The following is a 24,861-nucleotide window of genomic DNA, read 5'->3' on the forward strand; positions in this document are numbered from 1 at the left end:
CCCCAGGACCTTCTGCTCTGGCCGCGGCCGGGGACCGGGCCGAGCGTGCGCGCATGGAGCCGGCGATCGCCCCGCACCCGGGCCTGGTCGGCGGCCGCGGGCGGCGGATCGTGGTCGGCGTCGACGGGTCGCGTGATTCCGTCGCGGCGCTGCGGGCGGGGGAGTGGGCGGCCGCGATCCGCGGCGGCACCCTCGTCGCGGTCACGGCCTGGACCGCCTCCCGGCCCGTGCTCCGCACGCCGGAGCGGACGGAGGAGCTGCGGCGGATCGCCCGCGACGTCCAGCACGCCGCCGTCGAGGACGCCTTCTCGGGCCGCTGCCTGGTCCCCGTCGACCTCGTGCTCCGGCAGGGCAGGCCCGCGCCGGTGCTCGTCGACGAGGCGCGCGACGCGGACCTGCTCGTCGTCGGCAGCCGGGGCCACGGGGGATTCGCGGGTCTGCTGCTCGGGTCGGTCGGCATGGCCTGCGCCTCCCACGCACCGTGCCCGGTGCTCGTGATGCACGACGGCGACGTCCCCGCGGCGAGCCGTGCGCCGCTGCCGGACGGCACGGTCGTCGTGGGCGTCGGAGGGCGGCCCGATCCGTCCCGGGTCCTCCGGGTCGCCGCCGAGGCGGCGTCGGAGATGGGGGCGTCGCTCGACGTCGTCGCCGCGCTCGACGACGCGCAGCTCGCCGGCGGCGGCACCGACGCGCTGCACCGCGAGCTGCGCGCCGCGGCGCAGCAGGCCGTCGCGGAGGCCACGGCCGCCGCCTTCGCCGACGGGCGCCCTGTCGGGGTGCGCGAGCTCGTGCGCTCCGGCGGTGCGGCGCACGTCCTCGTCGAGGAGAGCGCGCACGCCGACCTCGTGGTCGTGGGCAGGAGCGGGGCGTCGGTGCTCACCGGCGTGCTGCTCGGCTCGGTCGCCCTGCCCGTCGCGCAGCACGCGGCCTGCCCGGTGCTGGTGGTGCCCGCGGCGCCCGTGCGGGCGGCAGAGGGGTCGATCGGGTGGCAGCCGGCCGCGGTCGCCTGAGCGAGAGCCAGGAGGACCTTCGGCCCTGCGGCGCGACCAGGGCGGTCGGTTGGATGCCCGCATGAGCACGATCGACGACGCGGTCGTCGGCTGGAACGGCACGCCGCCCGCGCGGTTCGTGGCGGACTGGGCCGCCGACCGGCAGGGCGGCCACGGCCGCCTGCTGCTGCAGCAGGTGCTGCGGCGGCACGAGGACGCCGGGGCGGCGCGGGCGGCGATCGCGGAGGAGGTGGCGCGCCTCGGTCGCGCGCATCCCGGGCTGCACGTGAGCGCCACCGCCGAGCACGGCGACGCCGAGGCGACCCTGCGGCACGCGGCTGGCCGCTCGCGGATGCTCGTGCTCGGGGTGCGGGCGCGGACGGACTCGGCTCCGTCGGCGGGCCGCGCGTTCGCGATCCGGGTGGCGGCGCTCGCCCAGGGGCCGGTCGTCGTGGTGCCCGACCGGGCGCCGACGCCCGGCGACCGGGTCGTCGTCGGCGTCGACGGCACGGAGTCGTCGATCGCGGCGGCGCTGATCGCCGCGGAGGAGGCCGAGCGGCTGGGCCAGCCCCTCGAGATCGTGCACGGCTGGTGGGACAGCGCGGGCTGGGACGCGCTCCCTCCCTACGAGCCCAGGACCATCCACGTGCTCGAGGCGGCCCACCGCGCGGTGCTCGACGAGTGCGCGGACGAGGTGGTGCGGCGCCTCCCGTCCTGCCGCCCGGTGCGCACGCTCGTGCACGCGCCCGCCGACGAGGCGGTGGCCGAGGCCGGCCGATCGGCGTCGCTGGTCGTGCTCGGCAGGCACGCGGGCATGATCGCGGTCCCCGCGCTGCTCGGCACCGCCGCGCGGTCGCTGCTGCGGCACGCGGCCGTGCCGACCATGGTCGTCGGCCCCCTGCGGGTGCCGCGCCTCCGGGACGCGCGGCCGGCGCGGGAACGGGTCGACTCGGTCGGCTGAGCCGGACGGAGGAGCGGGGAGCCGTGAGCGCGACCGTCTGGCGGACGCCAGGGCACGGGGGTGTGCTCGTGCGGCAGGAGGTGCCGTCGCCGGCGCTGCCTCCCGGTGAGGTGCGGGTGCGGGTGGAGGCCTGCGGCGTGTGCAGGACCGACCTCCACGTGGTCGACGGCGACCTGCCGCCGCACCGGCCCGCGGTGGTGCCGGGGCATCAGATCGTCGGCACCGTCGTCGAGACCGGGCCGGGGACCCATCGGTTCGCGGTGGGCGACCGGGTCGGGGTCGCCTGGCTCCGCAGCACCTGCGGGGTGTGCCGGTGGTGCAGGACGGGCCGGGAGAACCTCTGCCCCGACGCGCGCTTCACCGGGTGGGACGACGACGGCGGCTTCGCGACCGAGGCGCACGTGCCCGAGGCGTTCGCGTACCGCCTGCCGGCGTCGGCGGACCCCGTCTCGGTCGCGCCGCTGCTCTGCGCGGGCATCATCGGCTACCGCGCGCTGCAGCGCGCCCAGCTGCCTCCTGGCGGCCGGCTCGCCGTGTTCGGGTTCGGATCGAGCGCGTCGATCACCGCGCAGATCGCCAGGGCGGCCGGGGCCGAGGTGGTCGTCGTCACCCGCGGCGAGCGCAACCGGCGCCTGGCGGCGTCGCTCGGGTTCGCCGTGACCGAGGGGGAGACCGACCCGCCGGCGGAACCGGTCGACGCGGTGATCGTCTTCGCGCCCGCGGGGGAGCTGGTCCCGGTCGCGCTCGACGCGCCCGCGCCCGGCGGCACGGTCGTGCTCGCGGGCATCCACATGTCCGAGATCCCGGCCCTCGACTACGACCGCCTGCTGTTCCGGGAGCGCGACCTGCGGTCGGTGACGGCGAACACGCGCGCCGACGGGGAGCAGCTGCTCCGCGTCGCGACGCGGCTCGGGATCCGGCCCTCGACCACCGCGTACCGCTTCGAGGACGCGCCGCGGGCGCTCGACGACCTGCGGGGCGGCCGCGCCTCCGGCTCACTCGTCCTGCTGCCGCCGGTCTGATGGGGGACCCGGAGCTCACTCCCGATGGGTGAGGTGCACCACGGAGGCGTCGGCGCCGGGGAACACGAGCGCGGTGTGGCCGCTGTCGTCCCAGCGGACGAGGAACGGCTCGGTGCCGCCGGGGCCGTGCACCTCGAGGATCCGTCCGCGCCTCGGCTGCTCGTCCAGGTGGTGGGACTGCACGACGATCTCGTCGTCGACCTGTGCATGCATGGTGTGACCTCCACCGGGAGCCCACCCGGCCGGCCGGCGTCGCGACAGGGCCGAAGGTCGGTCGGCCGGGTCAGAGCCCGAGCACGAGCCCTTCGCGGATCGTCGGCTCGCCCGCCAGGTCGGCGAAGGCGCTGAACGCCCGGCCGAGCACCGCGCGCTCGTCCCCGTCGAGCCGGTCGAGGATCTCCCGGAGCGCGGCGACGCGCGCCGCCGAGACCTCGCCCACCAGCCGCCGCCCCTTCGGCGTGATCGAGACGGTGACCTCGCGTCGGTCGGCCGTGCCCGTGGCGCGGCTGATCCAGCCGCCGGCCTCGAGCCGGTCGAGGGACCGGCTGAACGTCGACACGACCGCGCCGACGCCCTCCGCGAGGTCCGTGACCCGCGCCGGGCCGCCGGTCTCCAGGAGCACGAGCACCCGGAACTGCGGCAGCGAGACCTCCTCGAGCGCGGGAGCGATGCTGCGGGCCACGATCCCGAGCATGGCCCGGGAGGCGCGCAGCGCCGGATCGACCTCCTGATCCACCACGTCCTCCCGTGTTCCGCGGGTTGTCGAGCCTACGGCAGCGCATCCGGGTCGGGGTGAGCCGACTCGTTTGTACCCGTGCAACAATCGGTGCTCGCAGCGTCCAGGGCAGCAGAAGGAGGCCGAGCCGTGATCGCATGCGGCACGTGCGGGGATTCGTCGTCGATCGACATCGTGCGGGACGGCGCGTCGCCCTGGGAGCGCCCGGCGGAGCAGTCCGGCGCGAGATGGGACGTCTCGTGCGGGGGCTGCGGGGCGACCTGGACCCTCGTGGACGAGGCCGATCAGGGCACGGACGGGCGGCCGGTCTCCACGTCCTGACGAGGGCGGGTCAGACCGCGGCGAGCCGGACGAGCGCGTCGCGGCCGTCGGCGGCCACGACGTCGCAGTCGGGCGAGCCGGGGTGCGACCGCTCGAACGCGAGCACCAGCTGCCGCACCTGATCGGCGATCAGCCCCCGCAGCGACTCGTCGCGGGTCTCCTCGGCGAGCCGCAGCGCCAGCGCGACCGTCGCACGGACGACGGACGTGTGCGCGATCCCGTACTGCCGGAGGCTGCCGAACACCCCGCCGAGCAGCTCCGCGGTGGTCGGCCAGCGGAAGGCGAGTCGGACCGCACCCCGCTCGTCGAGCCGGCCGCCGGGGGCCTCCCCGCGGCGGACCAGGGGCACCAGCGCGGCCTTGGACAGGTCGAGGGCGCTCAGGGTCGTGTACGGGTCGTTCGAGCCCGACGCGAGGCCGCGGACGGCCACCTCCACCAGCTGCTGCAGTGCGAACCGCAGGTCCTGCGAGGGCGTGCGCTCGTCCCCGAGCACATAGGCCCCGCGCACGGAGCGCGCGAGCGGCTCGGTGACCTCGCCGCCGGCGCGGACCACGACGAGCGGATCGCCCTCGAGCACGTGATCGCCCGGCATCGCGACCACCTCGAGCAGCAGATCCGCATCGGTCGCCGCATGCAGGAGCTGGTCGAGATCGACCTCCTGCACGTAGCCCTCCTTCGCGGACCGGACGGGGGACGTGCGCTCGCCCGACAGCGCCACGGGTCCCACCCAGCCCGGACGCGGGTCGGCGGGATGGCTGTGGTCGACCGCGCGGACGAGGTCGGTCTGCACCCGCTTCTGCAGCGTCGTGATCTGCACGGAGGTCGCGATGTGGTGGATGAAGAAGACGAGCACGGCCGAGTCGATGACGGCGCCGAGGACGGCGAGGTGCACCGCGAGCGTCGGCACGAACGCGGCCCGGTCGCTCACCTGCGTGCGGATCGACCTGAGCACGATCAGGCAGTACACGAACGTCGAGGTGAAGACGGCGAGCACCAGCTGGTTGGCGCGGTCCGCCATGAAGTTGCGCACGAGCCGCGGGCCGTAGGTGGAGGAGGTGGTGGCGAGCACCGAGATGGTGATCGAGAACGAGGTGCCCGCGACCGTCAGCATCGAGGTGCCGATCGTCGTGAGGATCGAGCGCCCCCCATCCGGGCTCAGCTCGCCGAGGAACGGCAGCCCGGCGATCGGTCCGGCGAACAGGCGGTCGGCGAGTACGAGCCCTTGCGCGAGCAGGACGGCGGCCACCCCGAACACCGCGGGCAGGAACCAGAAGGACTGCCGTGCCGCAAGGATCCAGCTCCGCATCCTCCGATCCTTCCCCATCGTCAGCGGACGGCGGCCGGAGTGGACTGCACCGACCGCGCCGGCCACCGCGCCGCGCGGCCCAGCAGCGCCAGTACCGCGGGGGTGAGCACGGGGCGCACCAGGAGCGTGTCGATCAGCAGTCCCACGGCCATGGTGAAGGCGATCTGCTCGAACGCGGTCAACGGGACGAGGGCGACCGCGGCGAAGGTCGCCGCGAGGATGGTGCCCGCCGCGGTGACGGTGCGCGCGGTGCTCGGCATGGTCGCCACGATCGCGTCCCGGAGGGGCACCGAGCGCGCCGTGCGCCAGATCGCCCCGACGGTGAACACGGTGTAGTCCGCCCCGAGCGCGAGGAGCAGCACCGCCGTCGAGAAGGGCGCGTAGAACGTGAGGCCGGGCTGGCGCAGCGCGTCCTGGAACAGCAGCACCGTGAGGCCGGACGCGGCGCCGACGCTGAGCAGGCCGGCGAGCAGCACCACGATCGGCGCGATCAGCGACCGGAGGTACATGGCGAGGATCAGGGCCTCGATGATGAACGCCGCGATGAGCGTGTCGCGCAGACTCTCCACGGTGAGGCCGGCCACCTCCGAGGCGATCCGGGTCTGTCCCGTGACGTCGACCCGGACGTGCCGCAGCCCGCTCGTGGCCGCCAGTCCGGGCAGCGCGCGCTGCAGCGCCCGGAGGTCGGCGACGGCCCTGGCCCCGAGCGGGTCGCTGTCGAGCACGACGATGTACCGCGCGGCGTTCCCGGCCGTCGAGTAGACGACGCCGATGTTCGCGCGGAGCGGGTTGTCGGCCGGGCCGATGACCCGGGCGACCCCCGGCTGCTGGGCGATGAGGACCTGGAGCGCGACGAGCTGCACGCGCTGCGCGTCGGCGACGTCCGTTCCCTCGACCAGCACCTCCACGGGGGCCGTGATGCCGCGGATGCCCGCCCGACCGAGGACGGCGGCGCTCCGCTGCACGGGGTCGTCCGCCGGGAGACCGGCGGTGAAGGAGAGGGAGAGCCGGGCGTGCAGCACCGGGATCGCCGCGACCGAGAGCGCCGCGACGGTGAGCACGAGGGCGACCGCGGCGATCGGGCGCCGGGTGAGCCGTCGCACGGCGGCCTCGGCGATCCGTCCGCGCCGGCCGCCGGCCGCCCGGCGCCGGCGCGCGCGCCGGATGAGCGCCGTCGGCCCCCGCAGGCTGAACAGCCGCGAGCCGACGATCGTCATCAGCGCGGGCGCCAGGGTGAGGGCGACGAGCACGGCCGAGACCACGGTCACCGCGAGCGACGGGCCGAGGGTGCGGAAGAACGCGAACGGGCTGACCAGGAGCGCGATGATCCCGCCGGCGACCGTCACCCCGGCGATCGCGATGACGGGCGCATCGTCACGGAGCGCGGACCGCGCCGCCTCGAACCGGTCCTCGCCCCGTTCGAGCGCGACGCGGTACGAGGAGAACAGCAGCACGCAGTAGTCCGTGATCACGCCGATGAACAGCGCAGCGAGCACGGGCTCGAGCTGCTGCGGCACCGACAGCCCGAAGTCGCCGGCGGTCCCCGAGAGCACGCGGGAGAAGATCACGTACCCGCTGCCGCCGGTGACGAGCACGAGCAGCGGCGCGAGCAGCGACCGGAAGGTCAGCCCGGTGATGACGAGGATGACCAGCAGGCTCGCGAGCTCGAACCTCGGCAGCGCCGCCGCGAGCTGCTCGCCCTGCGCGACCTGCGCCGGCACGAATCCGGTCACCGAGACGGACACCCCTGGCCGGTGGATCGCCCGCTGGAGCGTCCTGGCGTACGCCGTCGCGAGCGAGTCGGTCTTCCAGATCGACGTGCCGGGCGACAGGAAGAGGTAGCTGACCGCCACATCCCGCGAGACGAGCGGGACGGGCACCGCCGCGATGATCGAGCCCGGCGCGGAGGCGGGACCCGACCGGATCGTGTCCCGCGTGGCACGGTACGCCTGCAGCGCCACCTCGGCCCGCGTGCGGAGGTCGAGGCCGCCCTTCGCCTGCACCACGACCGTCGTGCCCGACAGCACCGGGACCCGGAAGGCGGCGAGCGCGCGCTGCTCGACCCGGAGCGCCGGGCTGTCGGCGGGCAGGAGGTTCGAGAACCCGGCGTCGCCGCCGACGGCGTGCCCCGCGGGGAGGAGTGTGAACACCGCCGCGGCGAGCGCCGCCCAGCCGAGGAGGACCGGCCAGCGACCGCGCACGACCGCGGTGCGATGGATCCGGCCGATCCCGCGGTCACGTCGCTCCGGGTGGGGCGCCGCTGCCGCGCGAGGCGTCGCCGCGCGGCGGGGAGGGGGCATCAGCACCGCGACCGCGAGCGCGATCAGCGCGACGACCCATCGAACCGCCCGAGCGGACGCCGTGCGGGTCGGAGCAGCCACGGCTACATCCGCTCCTTGACGCCCTTGCGGATGAGCCACGCGTTCATCGGGTAGGCGGTGGCGAAGCCGCCGAGCATCGCGAGCTGCATCACGAACCAGAACTCGGGCGTGAACACCGAGGCCGGTGCCCCCCACAGCGGCGTGATGACGAGGAGCTGCAGGACCGCCATCGTGCCGTACATGCCGACCTGCCAGGCCGTGATCGACAGGGTGTCCGCCTTCACGGCGGCCCACAGCCCCTGCCGGACGGACAGGCCGCGCATCGGCGCGATCGCGAAGTACTGGAACACGATCCCGATCGCGTACGCGACCACGTAGTCGAGGATCCAGGCCGCGAACATGCGGTGCGAGAAGAGCGTGCCGAGGCCGAGCGCCGCCGCGAGCGCCGGAATCGCGGCGATGGCGAACTCCGCGATCAGATCGCCGAGCGCGCAGCCGGCCCCGCAGTGGCTCGCGCCGACCGCGACGGACATCCGCCACGACACCGCGTCCTCCGCCTGGGCGCGGCGGTGCCGGTGGAACAGGCGCAGCCAGATCGGGCCGCCGAACAGCATCGTCACGGGCCAGACGACGTTCATCACGGCCATCCGGGCCGGCCGGCGCACGACCTCCACGGTGACCACCACGGCGCAGACGGCCGCCACGGCGAGCGACGCGCTCGCGAGCACCGTGAACCAGACGGGGAGGTCGCCGACCGACGACTCGGGTGCGATGTCGAGCGGCATCGGTGTCCCTTCCCGTCGATGGGCCCCGAACGCTACCGAGGAGGTCCTGGGCGACGACCGACCATGCAGTCCACCGCGGCCCTTCCGGCCGTGCGGGACCTTCGCCCCTACGGACGCGGATCGCGCCCGGCGGAGGCTCGGGCCGACGGAAGGACGTGCGGATGCCGGAGCGGCTCGCGGTGGCGTGGTCGGGGAGTGTCGCGTCGGAGCGCGCACTGGCGTGGGCGGTCGACGCTGCCCAGCGGTCGGGGACCGGGCTGCTCGTCTTCACCGTGATCCGGCGCGGCGAGGTGCCTGCCGTGTTCCGGGCCGAGCTGCAGCGGATCGCCGGCGCCGCCCTCCAGGACCGGATCACCGAGGTGCGCGCCGACACGAGGCTCCCGCACGTCCGCGGTCTCGTGCTCGACGACGTCGACGACCCGGCGGTCGCCGCGCTCGAGGGCGCGGTCGTCGCGGTCGGCGCCGACGCGCAGAACGGCATGCCTCCGCTGTGGCTGCTCCGGCTGCTACGCAGCGGCCGGCCCGCATCGGTGATGCGGGTGTCCCGTCGCGGCGCGCGGACCGCGCATCGCGTCATCGTGCCGGTCGACCGCAGCGACCACCCGTTCGAGGTCGTGCTCGCCGCCGCGGATCACGCGGCGCGCACGGCGGGATCGCTCCTCGTCACGATGGCGCCGGTGCCGTCGCGCGTGTCCCGCGCCGAGCACCGCCTGGGGCTGCTCGCCGCTGCCGCCAGGGAGGCGCATCCGGAGCTGGAGGTGGCGACCGAGGCGATCGCGCACGCACCGGGAGGGGGATCGGACGCGACGGTCCGCCGGGCGGCCGAGTGCGCGGCCGTCGTGCTCGAGCTCGAGCGCGCACCGAGCGGACGCAGTCCCGACGGGTTGGCGCGGAAGCTGCTCCAGCGCCTCGAGATACCGGTGCTGCTGCTGCCGAGCACGGCGCTCCTGCGCGCAGCGGGTGGGCTGACGGCGGCCTCCTCGGTCCCGGTCGCGGTGGGGGGCTGAGCGCGCCGCAGCACCTGCGCACGTGCTCCGCGTCGTGCGCGGACACGCCGCAGGAGGCGGGATGCGGGGGACGCGCCGCGTCGACCCCGGAGCATGGGGTGTGCCGAACCGCGAGCGATCCCGTGCGTGACGTCCTCCTGCGACTGTTCATGCGCACCTGGTACCGCTCGCGGGAGGGGGCGCTGGCGACGCTCCCCGCCCCCGGAGACGCCCCGGTCGCGCGCGTCCCCGGCCCCGATCCGCTGCGCGTGCTGCTGCTCGGCAACGGCGCCGCCTCCGGCTGGGGCGTCAGCTCGCACGACCTCGCGCTGACCGGTCAGCTCGCCAGGGCGCTCGCCGCCGAGCTCGGTCGCGGCGTGCAGGTCGACGCCCGCGTGGACCGGCTGCTCCGCCTCGCCGCGCTCGGTGCGCTGCTCGACGGCGTCGACCTCGGCCGGTTCGACGCCGTGGTGCTGCTCGCGGGCATGAGCGACGCCGTCACCCTCACTCCGCTCGACGAGTGGCGGAGGGCGATGGCGGCGCTCCTCGACCGCTTCCTGGGCGCGGCGCCGGACGCGGCGGTGCTCGTGATCGGGCCGCAGCCGGTGGGTACGGTCAGCACCTACGCGAGCTGGCCGAGTCGCATCGCGGACCGCCACCGCGTCGCGATGAACCGCATCAGCGCGGCGCTCGCGGCGGAGCGCGGCGCGCGGTTCCTGGAGCTGCCTGCCCCGATCCGGCCGCCCGGTGTGCCCGGGTACCGGTCGCCCGCGGTGTACGGCGAGTGGGCCGCCAGGATCGCGCCCGCGCTCGCCCCGGCGCTGCGCGGCCGCCCTCCGCGTTCCCCGCGCCCGCAGCCGGAGGAGGAGCGGCAGCGCGCCGCGCTCGCGATGCTGCCGGACGCGCCGCCCGACGCCCGGCTCGACCGGATCACCCACATCGCCGCCGAGACGTTCGGCACCCGGTACGCCGCCCTGTCGCTGATCGACGGCGAGGAGCAGCGGAACCGCTCCGTCGCCGGGACGGACCTGACGCGCATGCCCCGCTCGGTGTCGATGTGCGACCACGCGATCCGGAGCGACGGACCGCTCGTCATCGCGGACCTGGCTCTCGACCCGCGGTTCGCGGACAGCCCCGCCGTCACCGGCGAGCGGGGCCTCCGGTTCTACGCCGGGTACCCGATCGAGTCGCCGGACGGGTACCGCGTGGGCGCCCTGTGCGTGCTCGACACCGAACCGCGCGACCCCGACACGATCGACCTGGGCGCGCTGTCCGAGCTCGCGCTCATGGCGCAGAAGGAGCTGTGGGCCTCGGTCGAGCGCGCCGAGGAGTGAGCGCGGCCGTCGGGCGTGACCTTCGGCCCTGACCTCGGACCGCGGGGCGGCGGGAGGCTGGGCACCGGCGGTCGCCGCGCGGGCGGCCGGTCCACGCGGAGGAGCGGCGCATGACCACGGGAACGACCGGCGCGTTGACCACCACCGAGCTGACCGAGCGGGAGTGCTGGAACCGGCTCGCCGAGCACGGGATCGGGCGCATCGCGATGGTGGCCGGCGGCGAGCCCGTCATCCTCCCGATCGGGTACGCGGTGGTCCCCGGCGGGCTGCTGCTGCGCACCCGCCCCGGCAGCAAGCTGTTCTCGATCCTGCTCGACGGGCGCGTCGCGTTCGAGATCGACGACCACGACGACGAGCACGGCTGGAGCGTGCTGGTCGTCGGCCGGGCGGAGGAGGTGCTGCCGCGCGACCACGTCGGGATCCCGCCGGCGGCGCCGTTCGCGGGCGACGACGCCCGGGCGCTCGTGATGATCACCCCGATCCGGGTCACCGGCCGCGAGCTGCGGCTCGCCTGAAGCCCTCAGGAGGCGGACATGGACACCGACGTGGACCCGGAGGAGCGCATCGAGCACCTCGACGAGCACGAGTGCTGGCGCCGGCTGCTGTCGAACCAGCTCGGCCGGCTCGCCTTCGTGACCGGCGGCAAGGTCGAGATCCTGCCGCTCAACTACGTCGTGCGCGAACGGCGCATCCTGTTCCGCACCGCGCTGAGCTCGGACGTGCTCGACGCCCAGCGACGGCTCGTGCCGTTCGAGATCGACGGCTGGGACCGGACCACGGCGTGGTCCGTGATCGCCCGCGGCGTGCTCGGCCGCGTCGACGACCCGTCGGCCCTCGCGCTGGAGGAGCGGATCGGGCTGGCGCCGTGGGCGCCGGACGAGACGGGGCCGCGCGACACGCTCATCGAGCTCGAGGTCCGCGAGCTGACGGGGCGCGCGTTCCACCGGCGCGTCGACGAGCAGGAGCGCTGGTTCTGGTGAGCGCCGGCCCGCGCGGGACCTTCTGCTCTGGTCGCGGCCCCTTCCGGTGACGAGCCTCGGACCATGGATCCGATGAGCCACCCCGAGACCGCACCGGCGCACACGGGGGGAGGACGCGTCGTCGTCGGCGTGGACGGCTCACCCGACTCGATCGCCGCCCTGCGTGCCGGCGAATGGGCGGCGGCCGCCCAGGGCGGCACCCTCGTCGCGGTCACCTCCTGGGGTGTCCCGATGATCGTGCCGCGTGCGCCCGTCGTGATCCCGGACCTCGGCCGGGCCGCGCGCCAGCTGCTCCGCACGGCGCTCGACGAGGCGTTCGAAGGCCGCTGCCTCGTGCCGATCGACACGGTCGTCCGCATGGGGCGGCCGGCGACGGTGCTCGTGGAGGAGAGCCGCGACGCCGACCTCCTGATCGTCGGCAGCCGCGGGCACGGCGGCTTCGTGGGCCTGATGATGGGGTCCGTGAGCCTGGCGTGCGCGATGCACGCACCCTGCCCCGTGCTCGTCATGCACGGGGGCGACACGGTGCCGCAGGGATCCGCGAGCCGCGTGGTGGTCGGGGTCGGCGGGAGCCCCGAGACGGTCTCGGTGCTCCGCGCCGCCGCGGACGCCGCCGACCGCATGGACGCCCGCCTCGACGCGGTCGCCGCATGGTCCGACGCCGCGATGTACGGCGACGCCTGGCTGGAGGACAGCATCGACCTCGAGAAGGCGGCGCAGGAGGTGCTCGACGACGCGATCGCGACGGCGTTCCCGGAGGGGCGGCCGCCGCGCCTGCACTCGTCGCTGCGGCGCGGCTCGCCCGCGCAGGTGCTGGTCGACGCGAGTGCGACGGCGGACCTCGTCGTCGTGGGCCGCGCCGGCCGGCGGGAGTTCGCGGGCGTGCTCCTCGGCTCGGTCGCGATGCCGGTCGCCGCGCACGCCAAGAGCCCGGTCCTCGTCGTACCCGTTCCGCGCGCTGCTGAGCAGGAGCACGCCGGCGCCGATCTCGCGGAGGCGACCGCCTGACCGACAGCGCTCGCGGAGGACCTTGGGCTCTGACCCGGGGCGACGCGACCCGTGAACCTCGACGCACGACGAAGGAGTGGCGGTGCAGGGGATGCGGAGCGACCCGCTCTACGAGCTGACGGAGGCCGACTGCTGGGCGCTGCTCGAGCGCGGAGCGCTCGGCCGGCTGGCGGTCGCGGTCGGCGACCTGGTGGACGTCTTCCCCGTCAACTACGCGGTGTCCGACGGTCGCATCCTGTTCCGGACGAACGAGGGCACGAAGCTCGCCGCGCTGACGATCAACCGGCACGTCGCGTTCGAGGTCGACGGCGTCGACGAGCAGACCGCCTGGAGCGTGGTGGTGAAGGGCGTCGCGCGCGCCGTCGAGGGGTTCGACGAGGAGGCGGACGCGCTGCCGCTCGTCTCGTGGCTGCCGACCCCGAAGACGCAGGTCGTTCGCATCGAGGCGGGCGAGATCAGCGGGCGCGGGTTCGTCCGCGGGGCCGAGCCGGAGACGGACTGGTACTGACGATCGCGGGGGACCTTGGGCCCTGGGAGGCGGCGAGGGGCGGGCGGACCATCCGGGCATGAGCCCGACGCACCCGCTGACCGCGACAGCCGAGCGGGCCCACGGCGCCGAGACGCCGGCCGGCGTCCGGTCGGAGGCGGGCGCGCTGCGGACCGCCCTCGTGGACGTCTCGCTGCGGGACGGGGGCCGGGACCGCTGCGCGACCGCCGTCGCGCGGGCGCTCGGCGACCGGGGCGTGACCGTCCTCGGCCTGCCCGACCTGCTCGCCGACGCGGTCCGGGCCACCGCGGTCCGTCGCGTGCTCATCGAGCAGGTGCTCGCGACCGCGGCCCTCGCACCCGCCGTCGCCCGCCGCGCGGCCCGCATCCTGGCGCACCTGGATCCGGCAGCAGCGGCGCGGGCACTCGAGGACGGGCTGCCCGCGCGCGACTGGGACCCCACGCGGGCCGCATCGCCGCGCACGCGCTTCCTGCTCGAGCCGATGCCCGCGGCCAGGTCGCTCCGTTCCACCGCGATCGTGGTGGGCGACGCGGTGCTCCCGGCGCTGCCGCCCGCGGCGATGCCGGAGGCACGGCGCGCGGTCGCGATCGTGTCGCTGCTGGGGCGCGTGCATCCGGCGCTGGCCTCCCTCCGGTCGCTCCGGTACGCGGCGGACCCCGGGCTGCGGCGCAGCGCCGCGCAGGTCAGCGGCGACGACGTGCTGCTCGCGGCGGACGGCTCCCTCCTCGTCGGCATCGGGTTCCGGACGACCGCGCACGGCGCGAGGCAGCTCGCCCGCACGGTGCTCGACGCGGGCCTCGTGCGGCACGTCGTGGTCGCGGCGCTGCCGAAGGGCGCGCGGGTGGACCGGCTGGACCGGTTGATCGGCCTCGTCGGCACCGGTCTCGCGGCCGTGCACCCGTCCGCCTTCGACGACGACGTGACGACCTGGACGCTCGAGGCGGACCCGCGCGACGACGGAGCGCTCGCGTCCGGCGCGCCGCAGCCGCTCCGCGACGTGCTGGAGCGGTTGACGCACGGCGCCCGCCTCCTGGAGCTGCCGCCCGACGCCGCGCCGGCCGAGTACCTCCCGGTCCGGCCGGGCGTCGTGCTCGCCTCGGCACCGGAGGGGGTCCGCGCGACGGCGCTGCTCGAACGGGCGGGGGTCGAGGTGGTCCCGGTGCCCGACGCGGCCGGCCCGGCGGGCGGCCTGCGGCGGCTCGTGCAGCCGGTGCAGCGCGACGCGCTGCCGACCGGGTGAGGAACGACCGATCACGGCGATCGGATCCGACGACGACAGGAGTGGACATGTACGAGGACGTGGTGATCGGCTGGGACGGCAGGCCCCCCGCCGAGGAGGCGGTCGAATGGGCCGTCCGGAGGCCCATCGGCCACCGCTACCGGCTGGTGCGGGTCGTGGACGACACGCGGGCCGAGCGGGACGCGCCGTCGCCGGCCGAGCTCGAGGCCGCCGCCGAGCACGCCGTGCGCGAGGAGGTCGACGAGCTCGCGCGCACGCATCCCTCCATCCGCATCACGGGCGAGGTGGCGATCGGGGACGCCGCCCCGGAGCTCGAGCGCCGCACCGGCCAGGCCGCGCTGCTCGTGCTCGGGAGCGACCGCGTGCCGCACGCCGCGCCGCGGGTCCGCTGGACCGCGTCCGCCAGGATCGCCGCCCACGCGCACGGGCCCGTCGTCGTCGTGCCCGCGGGCACGCGGGACCGGCCGGGCCACGTCCTGGTCGGCGTCGACACCACCGCGGCCTCCCGGGCGGCGGCGCTGCGGGCGGCCGAGTTCGCGACCGCGACCTTCGCACCGCTGGTCGTGCTGCACGCCTGGCAGGCGCAGGGGGAGCCCGACGACCCGGCGGCCGTCGAGCCGCCGCTGGACGGGTTCGGCGTCGACGCCGACCACCCGGACGACGACCCTCCCTCCCGGACCCTGCCCGAGGCGCACGCCGAGGTGCTGCGGGCGGCCGTCGCCGAGGTCAGGATGCGGTACCCGCGGCTCCACGTGACCGGCAGGCTGGTGCACGAGTCCGCCCCGCGCGCGCTCCTCGAGGCCGCGGGAGGCGCAGCGCTCCTCGTCCTCGGGAGGCACAGCCGATGGTCCTCGTCGGCGCTCCTGCTCGGATCGGTGACGCACGAGCTGCTGCTCTCGAGCCCCGCTCCCGTCCTCGTGGTGGGCCGCAGGGACGTCCCGCTGCTGGAGCCCGTCACCCCGCAGCACGAACCGGCCGAGGTGCTCGGCTCCTCGCGACAGGTCGTCGGCTGATGGCGCCCGAGGGGCGGGCGGCCGGTGCGGGCGAGATCGAGCACGCGGTCGTGGCCTGGGACGACGCCGCCGTCGCCCGGCACGCCGCGGAGTGGGCGGTGCGGCGGCTCGGCGGCACCGGCCGGATCCGCCTCCTCCGCGTCGCCCCGGAATGGCGGGACGGTGCGACGGGGGCGAGCGAGCTCGCCGCGGACGTGACGATGCTCCGCCGGCTGCACCCGACCATGGACATCACGGGCGCCCTCGAGCACGGCGATCCCGAGGTCGTGCTGCGCCGCGCCGCGACACCCCACACGATGCTCGTCATCGGGGTGGCGGCCGGGGACGGCGCCGACCGCGGCGTGGCCGTGCGGGTCGCCGCGCGGGCCGCCGGGCCGGTCGTGATCGTGCCCGACCCCCTGCCGCACCCGGGCGACCGGGTGGTCGCGGGCGTCGACGGCAGCGAGGCGTCGATCGCCGCCGCGCTCGTGGCCGCGGCGGAGGCGGTGCGCCTCGGGCAACCGCTCGTGGTCGTGCACGCCTGGTGGGAGACGATCGGCTGGGACGCGATGCTGCCCTTCGAGGCGCACGTGATCGACTCGCTCGAAGGCGCGCACCGTGCGGTCCTCGACGAGTGCGCCGGCGTCGTCGCGCGACGGTTCCCCGTCCTCGAGATCACGCGCCTCCTCGTCCACGCGCCCGCGGGGGAGGCGCTCGCCGGTGCGAGCGGCTACGCGTCGCTCGTGGTCCTCGGGCGGCACAGCGGTGTCGCGATCCCCGCGCTCCTCGGCGCGTCGGCGCGGGCGCTGCTCCGCAGGACCGCCGTGCCGACGATGGTGGTCGGCGTGGACCGGGCGCCGGTGGCCGAGGAGGAGCCGGTCGAGGACCCCGCCCCGGCGCACGCCTGACCGCGCTACCGCCTCGCCGCGCCGTCGCCCGCCTGCGGCGCGGTCGTCAGCCGGTCGACGACGCCGACGGATCCGCGCACCCGCAGGACGGCGCGGCGGACGTGCACGTCCTCCGCGAGGTCGTGCACCCGCCCCCGCAGGTGCACGACGCCGTGGTCCACCCGCACCTCGATCCCGCTCGCGTCCACGGAGGACGACCAGGTCAGCTCCTCCTGCACCGCGTGCTCGAGCTCCTCGTCGCTGGGCCGGTCGGCCGGGCGGTGGTGGACGGCGGTCGCTTCGCTCATGCGACCAGGGTCCCCGGCGACGCGCCGCGCGGACACGGACCTTCGACCCTGGCCGTCCGCATTGCCGCGCCCGGATCGTGGTCGGGGATGGACGGGGATCCTCGGGAGGAGGACGGCATGCTGGAGCACGTCGTGGTGGCGTGGACGGGATCGGCGCGGGCGCGGGCCGCGCTCGAATGGGCGCGGCGGCGGCCGACGACCAGGGCGATCCGGCTGCTCAGAGTGCTCCCCGACGACGACGGCGGCCACGACGTCGCGGCCGGCGCCCGCCTGGCGCTCGAGGCCGAGGTCGACCGGCTCCACGAGGTGCGGCCGGACCTCGAGGTCGCGTCCTCCGTCGTGCACGGCGACGTCGAGGCCGCGCTGCTCGGCGCGGCAGCGCCCGGCGCGCTGCTCGCGCTCGGCGTCGGCGGTGCCGCCGCCCTGCGCCTGCCGCACCGCAGCGCGCTCCTCGCCGCGATCGCCCGCGAGGCGGTCGGACCGGTCGCGCTCGTGCCCGTGCACGGCGGCGACCCGCACGGCCCCGTCATCGCGGGCGTGGACGGCACGGCCGCCGGGGTCGCGGCGGCCCAGGTCGCCGCGACGGAGGCGGCCGCGACCGGCACCTCGCTCGTCGCCGTGCACGTGCACCCGAGAGGGCCGATCGACGGCTGGCCCGGCGGATCGCTCGACGCGGCCGCTCGCGACATCACCGCGCACCTCCCGCATCTGCTCGTGCGCCAGCGCATCGTCCGCGGCGACGTCAGGGCCGAGCTGCGGAGCGCCGCGACCGGCGCCTCCCTGCTCGTGATCGGGCGGCACCGATCGCCGGGCCCCGGCAGCGAGCTCGAGCACGACGCCGTGGCCGGCATGGCGTGCCCGGTGCTGCTCGTCCGTGCGGAGGACGCCCGCTGGTCGGCACCGGCTGCCGCCTCCGGCGCAGCCGTCGCGCCCGCCGGGTAGCGGTCAGCCGACCGTCGCGAGCGGCCGCTCGTCGTCCCCGAGCACGTCGTCCTGCTCGCCGCCCGCCGGATCCGTTCCGAGCAGCAGCAGCGCGCAGGCGGCCCGCTCGATCAGGGACTCCCTGGTCCCGCTGCCGCGCAGCCGCGGTCCGAGGACGATCAGCGACACCTGGTCGACCGCCTCCTCGAGCGCGTCGACCGGGGGCCTGCTGCTCAGCACCACCCGCAGGTGCAGCTCCGGGTGGGCCGCGCGGACGACGGCGACGAGCTCGGTCGCGGACAGCACCCCGGCCCGGCCGAGGCCGTCGCCCCGCAGCAGCACGAGGTCGGTGCCGCCCCGCTCGGCGAGCTCCGCCGCCGCGAGCACGGCGGTCCGCTCGGTGCCGGGACCCACGCCGACGAGCACAGGACCGCTCCGGTAGCCCTCGTGGATCAGCGCCACGGACGCCTCCTGCCGTTCGGCGAGGCGCCGGGCGAGTCCGGCGTGCGATCCCCACACGGGCCGGGGCGCACCGAGCACGATCGTGCCGCCGCGTCCCGCCCGCTGCAGGAGCACCTGCTCGGGGTCGCCGACGACGTGGCTGCCGGTGACGACGAGCTCCGGACGGAGCACCGCGATCCGCGCCGCCTCGGCGAAAAGGGCAGCGCGCTCCCGCGTCTGCTCGGGCGTCAGCGCGTCGTCGTCGCCGTCGAACTCGTCCAGCACCTGCACCAGCTCGATCGCGTCCCCGGGAGCCGCGTGCGCGACCGCCCAGCCCAGGGCGGCGCGGGCCGCGGCGCGGCCGTCCCACCCGACGACCGTCCGGCTCCGCGCGCTCACGTCCGGCATCGGCGTCCCCCTCCCGATCGACGACCTCGTCGGCGACGATGCTCGTGCGGGGGGCCGGGCGGGATCAGAGCCTTTCGTCCTCAGCCGATGGGTCGCGCGCGCCAGGCCGAGGGATGCGTCCGCAGCACGATCCCGCTCAGCACCCCCCGCACGCCGGGGACGGTCCTCGCGACCCGGACCGCCGCGGCACGCTGCGCGTGCCGGTCCAGGGTGCCGGTCAGGAGGACCGTGCCCTCCCGCACATCGACGGCGAGCCCCTGGAAGACGGGGTCGAGCCCGTACAGCAGGTCCTCGACCGCGATCGCGAGGTCCAGATCGGAGCCGGCGACGCCGGCGTCCGAGGCGGGGTCGAGCGCGTCGTGCACCGTCCGCACGCCCGGCGTCCTCCTGCAGGCCGTGACCGCCGCCAGCCGGGCCCGCTCCGTCGGCACCGGACCGGTCAGCGTGACGACGCCGTCGCGCACCGCGGCGTGCATCCAGATGCCGGCCTCACCGAGTGTCGTCTCGATCCGCTCGCGCACCGCTCGCGCGGCGCGGGCGTCGGCGAGGTCGCGCACGTCCGTCATGCCGAGACCCTGACTCGCCGGGCGCCCCCGATCGAGGGACCAAGGTCCCGGGGATCCCGATGTCCACGATCGGCGCACGCCCTCCGTATGCTGTCAGCGTCGTCCCGGCTCCGTCGGGGAGCGGCCTTCGACCCGGCGCAGGAGCAAGCGTGAGCGACCCCGACCTCACCTTCCCGGATCCGCCGCGCATCGAGCTGGATCGCCGGCTCTCCGATCTCGTCGACGCGGCCAACGAGGTGCTGGCCACGCAGGGCAGGCTCCGCGCCCTCCTGCGGGCGTCGCAGCTGATCACGCAGCAGCTCGACCTCGACTCGGTGCTGGAGAGCGTCGTCGAGGCGGCGCGGTCGCTCACGGGTGCGCAGTACGGCGCGCTCGGCGTGCTCGACGACCACGGCGGTCTCGAGCGGTTCATCCACGCCGGGATGGATCCCGCCGACGTCGAACGCATCGGCCACCTCCCTCGCGGGCGCGGGCTCCTCGGCGCGTTGATCTCGGATCCGCGACCGATCCGCATCGACGACATCGGGGCCGACCCGCGGTCGGCGGGGTTCCCCGCCGGGCATCCGCCGATGCACGACTTCCTCGGTGTCCCCGTGCCCGTGCGGGGGGTGATCTACGGCAACCTCTACCTCAGCGGGTCCCGGGCCGGGGCCTTCACGGACGAGGACGAGCAGCTCCTCACGTCCCTCGCCGCGACCGCGGGGTTCGCGATCGAGAACGCCCGGCTCTACCGGGAGACGCGCCGCCGGCAGGAGTGGGCCGCAGCGTCCGCCGCGATCACCAGCCGGCTGCTCGCCCCGCACGAGGGCGACGCGGTGCCGCTCATCGCGGCCAGGACGCGGGAGGTCGCGAAGGCGATGAGCACGTTCGTCCTGCTCGTCACCGACGACCCGCAGTTCGTGCGGGTCGCCGAGGTGGCGGGCCGGGACCCGAACGACGCGCGCGGCCGGCTGCGCCCGGCGGGCGCGACCATCGCGGCGCAGACGATGCGCTCCGGTGAGCCGCGCCGGTGGGAGGAGTCCGAGATCCGCGACCTCGGCCGAGAGGACCTCGCGGCGGTCGGGCCGGTGATGACGCTGCCCCTGCGCACGCCCGACCGCACGGCCGGTGCCATCGTCGTCGCGCGCGCGCCCGGCGCGCCCCCGTTCGACGACGGCGACCTCGCGGCTGCCGCCGACTTCGCCGGCCGCGCCGCCGTCGCGCTCGAGCTGGTGCAGGCGCGGGACCAGACCCAGCGGATGCTCCTGTTCGAGGACCGAGGACGGATCGCGCGGGACCTGCACGACCAGGTGATCCAGCAGCTGTTCGCGACGGGCATGCAGCTGCAGGGCGTGCTCGGCACGATCGAGCCCGGGCGGAACGCCGATCGCGTCGATGCGGCCATCACGAGCCTGGACGACTCCATCACGCAGATCAGGCGGATCATCTTCACGCTGCAGTCGACGGGGGGCGGTCCCGCTCGCTCCACGGGACGGCAGCGGCTCTTCGACCTCATCGAGCAGCACAGCGCGGCCCTGTCGATCGAACCCGACGTCACGGTGACCGGTCCGGTCGACGCCGTGCTCGACGGCGACCTGGCCGAGGACGTGCTGGCCGTCGTCGGCGAGGGCATCAGCAACGCCGTCAAGCACGGCGGCGCCTCCTCCGTCGAGGTCGCCGTCGCGGCGGACGCGAGGGGCGTCACGGTCACGGTCGGCAACGACGGGGAGCCGCTGGCCGACAGCGGCCGGCGAAGCGGACTCACGAACCTCGAGGAGCGCGCGCGCCGCAGGCGCGGGACGGTGCGGCTCGAGGCCCTCGATGGGCGCACCGTGCTCACCTGGGCCATCCCGTTGCGCGCCGGTCCCTCGCGGACCGAGTGATTCGAGGGCCGAAGGTCCCATGGTGGCGGGCGACCGCCTGACGCAGGATGACCGGCGCGGGAAGCGCCCGCGTGAACCCAGGAGGACCAGGAGCCCCATGAGCGACCCGATCACCGTCTTCCTCGTCGACGACCACGAGCTGGTCCGTCGAGGCGTCGCCGAACTGCTCGAGGCCGACCCGGAGATCCGCGTGGTCGGGGAGGCGGGCAGCGTCGAGCAGGGCCGCGGGCGGATCCGCGCGACCGAGCCGGACGTCGCACTGCTCGACGTCCGGCTGCCGGACGGCAGCGGCATCGACCTGTGCCGCGAGCTGCACACCACGATGCCCGCCGTGCAGTCGGTGATGCTCACCGCGTACGACGACGACGAGGCGATGATGGCCGCCGTCATCGCGAACGCCGCCGGCTACGTGCTGAAGGACATCCGCGGCAGCGGGCTCGTGGACGTGGTGAAGCGCGTCGCCTCCGGCCGGTCCGCGCTCGACCCCGGCCTGGTCCGCGCGGTCCGCGACCGGCTGCGGGGCGCGACCGACCGCGACCCGAGGCTCGCATCCCTGAACCCGAGGGAGCGCGAGGTGCTGGCCCTCATCGCGGACGGGCTCACGAACCGGCAGATCGGCAACCGGCTGTCGCTGACCGAGAAGACCGTGAAGAACTACGTCTCGAGCCTGCTCGCGAAGCTCGGCCTGCAGAGCAGGACCCAGGCGGCCGTGCTGCACCTCGAGAGCCAGCGCGTGGAGCAGGCGCACCGCTGAGCGGCACGGGCCGGGCGGCGCCCCCATCGCCACGAAGCGGGCGCCGCCCGGCGGCTCATGCGGCGACGACGATCCGGTTGTCGACCACCGTCACGTGCGGGGATGCCCACGCGGCCGACTCGGCCTGCCGGCGCTCGGCGAAGGACCGCACCCGTCCCTCCAGGATCGCGGTGGTGCCCTCGACCCGGACCGTGACGTGGTTCGCGTCGACGACCGCGTTGCGGCGGATCGCGGCCCGGATGCGCTCCTGCGTGTCGGCGGCAGACGGGCGGCGCACCAGCTCGATGCGGCTGTCGAGCCCGCGGACGCCGCGGAGCCGCTCGACGACCTTCCTCGCGACGACCCGCTGGGCGTTCGTCTCCACCGTCCCCGTGAGCACGACCACCCCGTCCCGGACCACGATGTGGATGTCCTCCGCAGGCACCTCCGCGTCGTCGCGGAACGCCCTGGCGACCATCGCGGCGAGCTCGTCGTCGTGCAGGACGTCCGCCTCGTCCGGCCGGACGCGGATGTCGTCGGCGACCGCGCTCACCCCGCGCACCCGCAGGGCCGCGCGCTCAGCGGCGAGCCGCTGCCGGTAGGAGTCGACGACGCCCGAGAGCGTGACGGCGCCGTGGTCGACCGCGACGCCGACGTCCGCGACGTCGAGGGCCGGGGTCCACTCGAGCTCCTCGAGCACCGCGCGCTGGATCTGGTGGTCGGCGATCGGTGTCGCCGGAGTGGTCGTGGTCATGCGGTCAGCGTGCGGCGCGAGCGGCCAGGCGGGCAGGGCCGAAGGTCCCCGCCCGACGCCGCTCACGGCACGACGCGCAGCCGGTCGTGCACGACCGTCACATGCGGCGACGACCAGGCCGTGAACACGGCCGCGCGCCGCTCCGCCGCCGAGCGGACGGAGCCGGTGAGGACCGCCTCCGTGCCGTCGACGAGCACCGTGACGTGGGAGGCGTCGAGCATCGCGTTGCGCTCCAGCGCGTAGCGGATGCGGTCCTCGGTGCCGGCGTCGGGACCCCTGGGGGTCAGGCCGATGCTGGTGTGCACCGCGCGTACCCCGGCGAGGTGCTCGACGAGGCGGGTGACCGCCTCCCGCTGCTCGTTCCAGTCGACCTCCCCGGTCAGGGTCACGATCCCGTCGTGCACGGTCGCCTGCACGGCGCCCGCGGCGACGGCGGAGGTCCGCTGCAGGGCGGCCGCGACGGTGGCCGCCACCTCCGCGTCGGTCGCCCTCGCCCACTTGCCCTGTCGCACGCGCAGCTCGTCGGCCACGGCCGCCACCCCGCGCACCCGCTGCACCGCCCTCGTGATCGTGACGGCCTCCGCTCGGGAGCCGGGCTCGCCGGTGAGCGTGACGACCCCGTCGTGCACCGCGACGCCGACGGCCGCGGCGTCGACCCCGGGGGTCCACGCCAGCTCGGCGGCGACCGCCTCCTGGATCTCCTGATCGGTGGCGGGTACCGGTGCGGAGCGCAGCGTGGACGACATGGCGGAAGGGTCGCGCGGCGGGCGATCCGCGCGCACCGGCCGAAGGTCCCCGTGGCACGAGGAGCCCGGCGGGACCTTGGTCCCTAAGCGGTGCAGGGCGCGTTCAGGAAGCGTGGAGCCGGACGGGGCACGGGCCCGGTCCGAATCGGAGGAGACCCGCCAGTGGACCCGCTCGCGCTCGCCAGGTGGCAGTTCGGCATCACGACCGTCTACCACTTCCTGATGGTGCCGCTCACCCTCGGCCTCGGTCCGGTGGTGGCCTTCATGCAGTGGCGGTGGCTGCGCACCGGTGACGAGCGGTGGCTGCGACTCACCCGGTTCTGGGGCAAGCTCTACCTGATCAACTTCATCATGGGCGTCGCCACCGGCATCGTCCAGGAGTTCCAGTTCGGGATGGCCTGGAGCGAGTACAGCCGCTTCGTGGGCGACGTCTTCGGCGCCCCGCTCGCGATGGAGGGGCTGCTCGCGTTCTTCTTCGAGTCGACCTTCCTCGGCCTCTGGATCTTCGGCTGGGACCGGCTGCCGAAGCGCATCCACCTCGCGACCCTGTGGATCGCGGTGGCGGGATCCATCGTGTCGGCGTTCTTCATCATCGTCGCCAACTCCTGGATGCAGCACCCGGTCGGCATCGCCATGGTGGACGGCCGGCCGCGCCTCGTGGACATCTGGGCGGTGCTGACGAACAGCACCGCGCTCGCCGCGTACGCCCACACCCTCACCGGCGCGCTCGCGGTCGCGGGCGGGTTCCTGCTCGGCATCGCCTGGTACCAGCTGTGGCGCCGCCGGCACGAGGGGATCGACGTGCTCCGGTCGGACGGCAGGCTCCGCGTCGGCACCGACCCGGACGATCCGTCTCGCGACGCCGCCGACCATCGGGTCTGGTTGTCCGCCCTCCGCATCGGCGCCGTCGTCGCGATGGTCGGGTTCGCCGGCGTGGCCGTCACCGGGGACGCGCAGGGCAAGCTCATGTTCCAGCAGCAGCCGATGAAGATGGCGGCCGCGGAGGCGCTGTGCGAGAGCGGCACCGACTTCTCGGTGCTGTCCATCGGCGACGTCGCGTCGCGCGACTGCTCGACCATCCGACCGGTGATCGTCGTGCCGGGTCTCCTCTCGTTCCTCGCGACCGGGAACACGACGACGACCGTGCCCGGCGTGCAGCAGCTGGTACCCGTCTACCAGCAGCGCTACGGGACGACGCTGCCCACCGGCACGAAGTACGGCGCGCGGTCGGGCCAGGCCATCGACTACGTGCCCGATGTCCGGGTCACCTACTGGGGGTTCCGCATCATGATCGGCTTCGGCGCCATCGCGGCCTTCGCCGCGCTGGTCGCCCTGTGGCTGACGCGCCGGGGCACCGTCCCCGCCTCCAGGTGGCTGTCGCGGCTCGCGGTGTTCGGCATCCTCGCCCCGTTCGGCGCCAACGCCGCAGGGTGGGTCTTCACGGAGATGGGACGCCAGCCGTTCGTGGTGGCGCCGAACCCCACCCCCGGCGGCATCGACGGGGTGTGGATGTTCACCGCCGCCGCGGTGTCGCCAGGGGTGTCGGCGGGGGAGGTGCTCTTCTCCGTCATCGCGCTCACCGGGATCTACGCCGTGCTGCTCGTCGTCGAGGTGTTCCTCCTCGTCCGCTTCGTCCGCGGCGGGGTGGCGAGCGCGATGCCCGAGCTGGCCGCGCCCGCTCCCGCCGAGCAGGACGACGTGCTCGCGTTCGCCTACTGACCGCCACCACCGACGAGGACACCCACC

The 24,861-nt window shown here is 75.5% G+C and carries 27 protein-coding genes; 17 read left to right on the forward strand and 10 right to left on the reverse strand.

Annotated features, from left to right (window positions below; all coding sequences use genetic code 11):
- Positions 1 to 53: 53 nt before the first annotated feature.
- The 3 genes from ACTHLI_RS11000 (at position 54) to ACTHLI_RS11010 (ending at position 2,972) form a co-directional block, all read left to right on the forward strand.
- Positions 54 to 1,010, forward strand: coding sequence for a universal stress protein (locus ACTHLI_RS11000; RefSeq protein WP_440183526.1), 957 nt, complete (start codon positions 54 to 56; stop codon positions 1,008 to 1,010).
- 61 nt (positions 1,011 to 1,071) lie between these two features.
- The gene (locus ACTHLI_RS11005; protein WP_440183527.1) at positions 1,072 to 1,950 is read left to right on the forward strand and encodes a universal stress protein; all 879 of its coding nucleotides are present in this window, start codon (positions 1,072 to 1,074) and stop codon (positions 1,948 to 1,950) included.
- Positions 1,951 to 1,973: 23 nt separating this feature from the next.
- Positions 1,974 to 2,972, forward strand: coding sequence for a zinc-dependent alcohol dehydrogenase family protein (locus tag ACTHLI_RS11010; RefSeq protein WP_440183529.1), 999 nt, complete (start codon positions 1,974 to 1,976; stop codon positions 2,970 to 2,972).
- A 15-nt stretch (positions 2,973 to 2,987) separates the two neighbouring features.
- On the opposite strand, the gene ACTHLI_RS11015 is transcribed toward ACTHLI_RS11010, so the two are convergent.
- Together ACTHLI_RS11015 and ACTHLI_RS11020 are read right to left on the reverse strand one after the other, a co-directional pair.
- Entirely contained in the window at positions 2,988 to 3,185 is a 198-nt protein-coding gene (locus tag ACTHLI_RS11015) for a DUF1918 domain-containing protein (protein WP_440183531.1), read from the reverse strand.
- A 70-nt stretch (positions 3,186 to 3,255) separates the two neighbouring features.
- Positions 3,256 to 3,711 (reverse strand): MarR family winged helix-turn-helix transcriptional regulator, encoded by a 456-nt coding sequence (locus ACTHLI_RS11020; RefSeq protein ID WP_440183532.1) that lies wholly within the window; start codon positions 3,709 to 3,711, stop codon positions 3,256 to 3,258.
- 126 nt (positions 3,712 to 3,837) lie between these two features.
- Here ACTHLI_RS11020 and ACTHLI_RS11025 point away from each other — a divergent pair, with 126 nt between their 5' ends.
- Complete coding sequence (locus ACTHLI_RS11025) at positions 3,838 to 4,029, forward strand: hypothetical protein (protein ID WP_440183534.1); 192 nt, start codon at positions 3,838 to 3,840, stop codon at positions 4,027 to 4,029.
- A gap of 10 nt (positions 4,030 to 4,039) precedes the next feature.
- Here ACTHLI_RS11025 and ACTHLI_RS11030 read toward each other — a convergent pair whose 3' ends face one another.
- From ACTHLI_RS11030 to ACTHLI_RS11040, 3 genes are read right to left on the reverse strand one after another with little or no spacing between them, the layout of a single operon-like run.
- Positions 4,040 to 5,335 carry a DUF2254 domain-containing protein gene (locus tag ACTHLI_RS11030; protein WP_440183536.1) on the reverse strand — a complete coding sequence of 432 codons (1,296 nt, stop codon included), beginning with the start codon at positions 5,333 to 5,335 and terminating at the stop codon, positions 4,040 to 4,042.
- A 20-nt stretch (positions 5,336 to 5,355) separates the two neighbouring features.
- Positions 5,356 to 7,716, reverse strand: a complete 2,361-nt coding sequence (locus ACTHLI_RS11035) for an MMPL family transporter (protein ID WP_440183538.1) — start codon at positions 7,714 to 7,716, stop codon at positions 5,356 to 5,358.
- Positions 7,717 to 7,718: 2 nt separating this feature from the next.
- Positions 7,719 to 8,441: a DUF4396 domain-containing protein gene (locus ACTHLI_RS11040; RefSeq protein WP_440183540.1), complete on the reverse strand. Its 723-nt coding sequence runs from the start codon at positions 8,439 to 8,441 to the stop codon at positions 7,719 to 7,721.
- A gap of 161 nt (positions 8,442 to 8,602) precedes the next feature.
- On the opposite strand from ACTHLI_RS11040, the gene ACTHLI_RS11045 reads away from it, so the two are divergent.
- From ACTHLI_RS11045 to ACTHLI_RS11085, 9 genes are all read left to right on the forward strand, one after another.
- On the forward strand, positions 8,603 to 9,448 hold the full coding sequence (locus ACTHLI_RS11045) for a universal stress protein (RefSeq protein WP_440183541.1): 846 nt from the start codon (positions 8,603 to 8,605) through the stop codon (positions 9,446 to 9,448).
- 122 nt (positions 9,449 to 9,570) lie between these two features.
- Positions 9,571 to 10,761 carry a GAF domain-containing protein gene (locus tag ACTHLI_RS11050; RefSeq protein WP_440183542.1) on the forward strand — a complete coding sequence of 397 codons (1,191 nt, stop codon included), beginning with the start codon at positions 9,571 to 9,573 and terminating at the stop codon, positions 10,759 to 10,761.
- A gap of 110 nt (positions 10,762 to 10,871) precedes the next feature.
- Positions 10,872 to 11,276, forward strand: a complete 405-nt coding sequence (locus ACTHLI_RS11055; protein ID WP_440183543.1) for a pyridoxamine 5'-phosphate oxidase family protein — start codon at positions 10,872 to 10,874, stop codon at positions 11,274 to 11,276.
- A gap of 18 nt (positions 11,277 to 11,294) precedes the next feature.
- Positions 11,295 to 11,741, forward strand: coding sequence for a pyridoxamine 5'-phosphate oxidase family protein (locus ACTHLI_RS11060; RefSeq protein WP_440183545.1), 447 nt, complete (start codon positions 11,295 to 11,297; stop codon positions 11,739 to 11,741).
- A 72-nt stretch (positions 11,742 to 11,813) separates the two neighbouring features.
- Positions 11,814 to 12,749 (forward strand): universal stress protein, encoded by a 936-nt coding sequence (locus ACTHLI_RS11065; RefSeq protein ID WP_440183546.1) that lies wholly within the window; start codon positions 11,814 to 11,816, stop codon positions 12,747 to 12,749.
- 91 nt (positions 12,750 to 12,840) lie between these two features.
- Positions 12,841 to 13,257, forward strand: coding sequence for a pyridoxamine 5'-phosphate oxidase family protein (locus ACTHLI_RS11070; RefSeq protein WP_440183615.1), 417 nt, complete (start codon positions 12,841 to 12,843; stop codon positions 13,255 to 13,257).
- 58 nt (positions 13,258 to 13,315) lie between these two features.
- Positions 13,316 to 14,497, forward strand: a complete 1,182-nt coding sequence (locus ACTHLI_RS11075; protein WP_440183548.1) for an arginine deiminase family protein — start codon at positions 13,316 to 13,318, stop codon at positions 14,495 to 14,497.
- A gap of 47 nt (positions 14,498 to 14,544) precedes the next feature.
- Complete coding sequence (locus ACTHLI_RS11080) at positions 14,545 to 15,510, forward strand: universal stress protein (RefSeq protein ID WP_440183549.1); 966 nt, start codon at positions 14,545 to 14,547, stop codon at positions 15,508 to 15,510.
- A complete protein-coding gene (locus ACTHLI_RS11085; protein WP_440183551.1) occupies positions 15,510 to 16,397 on the forward strand; it encodes a universal stress protein in 888 nt (295 codons plus the stop codon). Before ACTHLI_RS11080 ends, ACTHLI_RS11085 begins: the two co-directional genes overlap by 1 nt.
- A 5-nt stretch (positions 16,398 to 16,402) precedes the next feature.
- On the opposite strand, the gene ACTHLI_RS11090 is transcribed toward ACTHLI_RS11085, so the two are convergent.
- Positions 16,403 to 16,684 carry a BON domain-containing protein gene (locus ACTHLI_RS11090; protein WP_440183553.1) on the reverse strand — a complete coding sequence of 94 codons (282 nt, stop codon included), beginning with the start codon at positions 16,682 to 16,684 and terminating at the stop codon, positions 16,403 to 16,405.
- A gap of 117 nt (positions 16,685 to 16,801) precedes the next feature.
- On the opposite strand from ACTHLI_RS11090, the gene ACTHLI_RS11095 reads away from it, so the two are divergent.
- The gene (locus ACTHLI_RS11095) at positions 16,802 to 17,626 is read left to right on the forward strand and encodes a hypothetical protein (RefSeq protein ID WP_440183554.1); all 825 of its coding nucleotides are present in this window, start codon (positions 16,802 to 16,804) and stop codon (positions 17,624 to 17,626) included.
- A gap of 3 nt (positions 17,627 to 17,629) precedes the next feature.
- Here ACTHLI_RS11095 and ACTHLI_RS11100 read toward each other — a convergent pair whose 3' ends face one another.
- Both ACTHLI_RS11100 and ACTHLI_RS11105 read right to left on the reverse strand, forming a co-directional pair.
- Positions 17,630 to 18,454, reverse strand: a complete 825-nt coding sequence (locus ACTHLI_RS11100) for a hypothetical protein (protein ID WP_440183555.1) — start codon at positions 18,452 to 18,454, stop codon at positions 17,630 to 17,632.
- Between the two features lie 80 nt (positions 18,455 to 18,534).
- A complete protein-coding gene (locus tag ACTHLI_RS11105) occupies positions 18,535 to 19,020 on the reverse strand; it encodes a BON domain-containing protein (RefSeq protein ID WP_440183556.1) in 486 nt (161 codons plus the stop codon).
- 149 nt (positions 19,021 to 19,169) lie between these two features.
- On the opposite strand from ACTHLI_RS11105, the gene ACTHLI_RS11110 reads away from it, so the two are divergent.
- Both ACTHLI_RS11110 and ACTHLI_RS11115 read left to right on the forward strand, forming a co-directional pair.
- A complete protein-coding gene (locus tag ACTHLI_RS11110) occupies positions 19,170 to 20,882 on the forward strand; it encodes a GAF domain-containing sensor histidine kinase (RefSeq protein WP_440183557.1) in 1,713 nt (570 codons plus the stop codon).
- 97 nt (positions 20,883 to 20,979) lie between these two features.
- Positions 20,980 to 21,636 carry a response regulator gene (locus ACTHLI_RS11115; RefSeq protein ID WP_440183558.1) on the forward strand — a complete coding sequence of 219 codons (657 nt, stop codon included), beginning with the start codon at positions 20,980 to 20,982 and terminating at the stop codon, positions 21,634 to 21,636.
- Positions 21,637 to 21,691: 55 nt separating this feature from the next.
- On the opposite strand, the gene ACTHLI_RS11120 is transcribed toward ACTHLI_RS11115, so the two are convergent.
- Both ACTHLI_RS11120 and ACTHLI_RS11125 read right to left on the reverse strand, forming a co-directional pair.
- Positions 21,692 to 22,369 (reverse strand): BON domain-containing protein, encoded by a 678-nt coding sequence (locus ACTHLI_RS11120; RefSeq protein WP_440183559.1) that lies wholly within the window; start codon positions 22,367 to 22,369, stop codon positions 21,692 to 21,694.
- A gap of 62 nt (positions 22,370 to 22,431) precedes the next feature.
- Positions 22,432 to 23,115: a BON domain-containing protein gene (locus ACTHLI_RS11125; RefSeq protein WP_440183561.1), complete on the reverse strand. Its 684-nt coding sequence runs from the start codon at positions 23,113 to 23,115 to the stop codon at positions 22,432 to 22,434.
- Positions 23,116 to 23,277: 162 nt separating this feature from the next.
- Here ACTHLI_RS11125 and ACTHLI_RS11130 point away from each other — a divergent pair, with 162 nt between their 5' ends.
- Positions 23,278 to 24,834 (forward strand): cytochrome ubiquinol oxidase subunit I, encoded by a 1,557-nt coding sequence (locus tag ACTHLI_RS11130; protein WP_440183562.1) that lies wholly within the window; start codon positions 23,278 to 23,280, stop codon positions 24,832 to 24,834.
- Positions 24,835 to 24,861: the final 27 nt, after the last annotated feature.

The organism is Amnibacterium sp., from assembly GCF_051956055.1.
Classification (GTDB): domain Bacteria; phylum Actinomycetota; class Actinomycetes; order Actinomycetales; family Microbacteriaceae; genus Amnibacterium.

Excerpts from the sequence above, each read along its gene's own strand:
- ACTHLI_RS11000 (WP_440183526.1), top strand. The coding sequence starts at position 54 with ATGGAGCCGGCGATCGCCCCGCACCCGGGCCTGGTCGGCGGCCGCGGG.
- ACTHLI_RS11005 (WP_440183527.1), top strand. The coding sequence starts at position 1,072 with ATGAGCACGATCGACGACGCGGTCGTCGGCTGGAACGGCACGCCGCCC.
- ACTHLI_RS11015 (WP_440183531.1), bottom strand. The coding sequence starts at position 3,185 with ATGCATGCACAGGTCGACGACGAGATCGTCGTGCAGTCCCACCACCTG.
- ACTHLI_RS11030 (WP_440183536.1), bottom strand. The coding sequence starts at position 5,335 with ATGCGGAGCTGGATCCTTGCGGCACGGCAGTCCTTCTGGTTCCTGCCC.
- ACTHLI_RS11040 (WP_440183540.1), bottom strand. The coding sequence starts at position 8,441 with ATGCCGCTCGACATCGCACCCGAGTCGTCGGTCGGCGACCTCCCCGTC.
- ACTHLI_RS11045 (WP_440183541.1), top strand. The coding sequence starts at position 8,603 with ATGCCGGAGCGGCTCGCGGTGGCGTGGTCGGGGAGTGTCGCGTCGGAG.
- ACTHLI_RS11055 (WP_440183543.1), top strand. The coding sequence starts at position 10,872 with ATGACCACGGGAACGACCGGCGCGTTGACCACCACCGAGCTGACCGAG.
- ACTHLI_RS11060 (WP_440183545.1), top strand. The coding sequence starts at position 11,295 with ATGGACACCGACGTGGACCCGGAGGAGCGCATCGAGCACCTCGACGAG.
- ACTHLI_RS11065 (WP_440183546.1), top strand. The coding sequence starts at position 11,814 with ATGAGCCACCCCGAGACCGCACCGGCGCACACGGGGGGAGGACGCGTC.
- ACTHLI_RS11070 (WP_440183615.1), top strand. The coding sequence starts at position 12,841 with ATGCGGAGCGACCCGCTCTACGAGCTGACGGAGGCCGACTGCTGGGCG.
- ACTHLI_RS11075 (WP_440183548.1), top strand. The coding sequence starts at position 13,316 with ATGAGCCCGACGCACCCGCTGACCGCGACAGCCGAGCGGGCCCACGGC.
- ACTHLI_RS11080 (WP_440183549.1), top strand. The coding sequence starts at position 14,545 with ATGTACGAGGACGTGGTGATCGGCTGGGACGGCAGGCCCCCCGCCGAG.
- ACTHLI_RS11085 (WP_440183551.1), top strand. The coding sequence starts at position 15,510 with ATGGCGCCCGAGGGGCGGGCGGCCGGTGCGGGCGAGATCGAGCACGCG.
- ACTHLI_RS11090 (WP_440183553.1), bottom strand. The coding sequence starts at position 16,684 with ATGAGCGAAGCGACCGCCGTCCACCACCGCCCGGCCGACCGGCCCAGC.
- ACTHLI_RS11095 (WP_440183554.1), top strand. The coding sequence starts at position 16,802 with ATGCTGGAGCACGTCGTGGTGGCGTGGACGGGATCGGCGCGGGCGCGG.
- ACTHLI_RS11100 (WP_440183555.1), bottom strand. The coding sequence starts at position 18,454 with ATGCCGGACGTGAGCGCGCGGAGCCGGACGGTCGTCGGGTGGGACGGC.
- ACTHLI_RS11105 (WP_440183556.1), bottom strand. The coding sequence starts at position 19,020 with ATGACGGACGTGCGCGACCTCGCCGACGCCCGCGCCGCGCGAGCGGTG.
- ACTHLI_RS11115 (WP_440183558.1), top strand. The coding sequence starts at position 20,980 with ATGAGCGACCCGATCACCGTCTTCCTCGTCGACGACCACGAGCTGGTC.
- ACTHLI_RS11120 (WP_440183559.1), bottom strand. The coding sequence starts at position 22,369 with ATGACCACGACCACTCCGGCGACACCGATCGCCGACCACCAGATCCAG.
- ACTHLI_RS11125 (WP_440183561.1), bottom strand. The coding sequence starts at position 23,115 with ATGTCGTCCACGCTGCGCTCCGCACCGGTACCCGCCACCGATCAGGAG.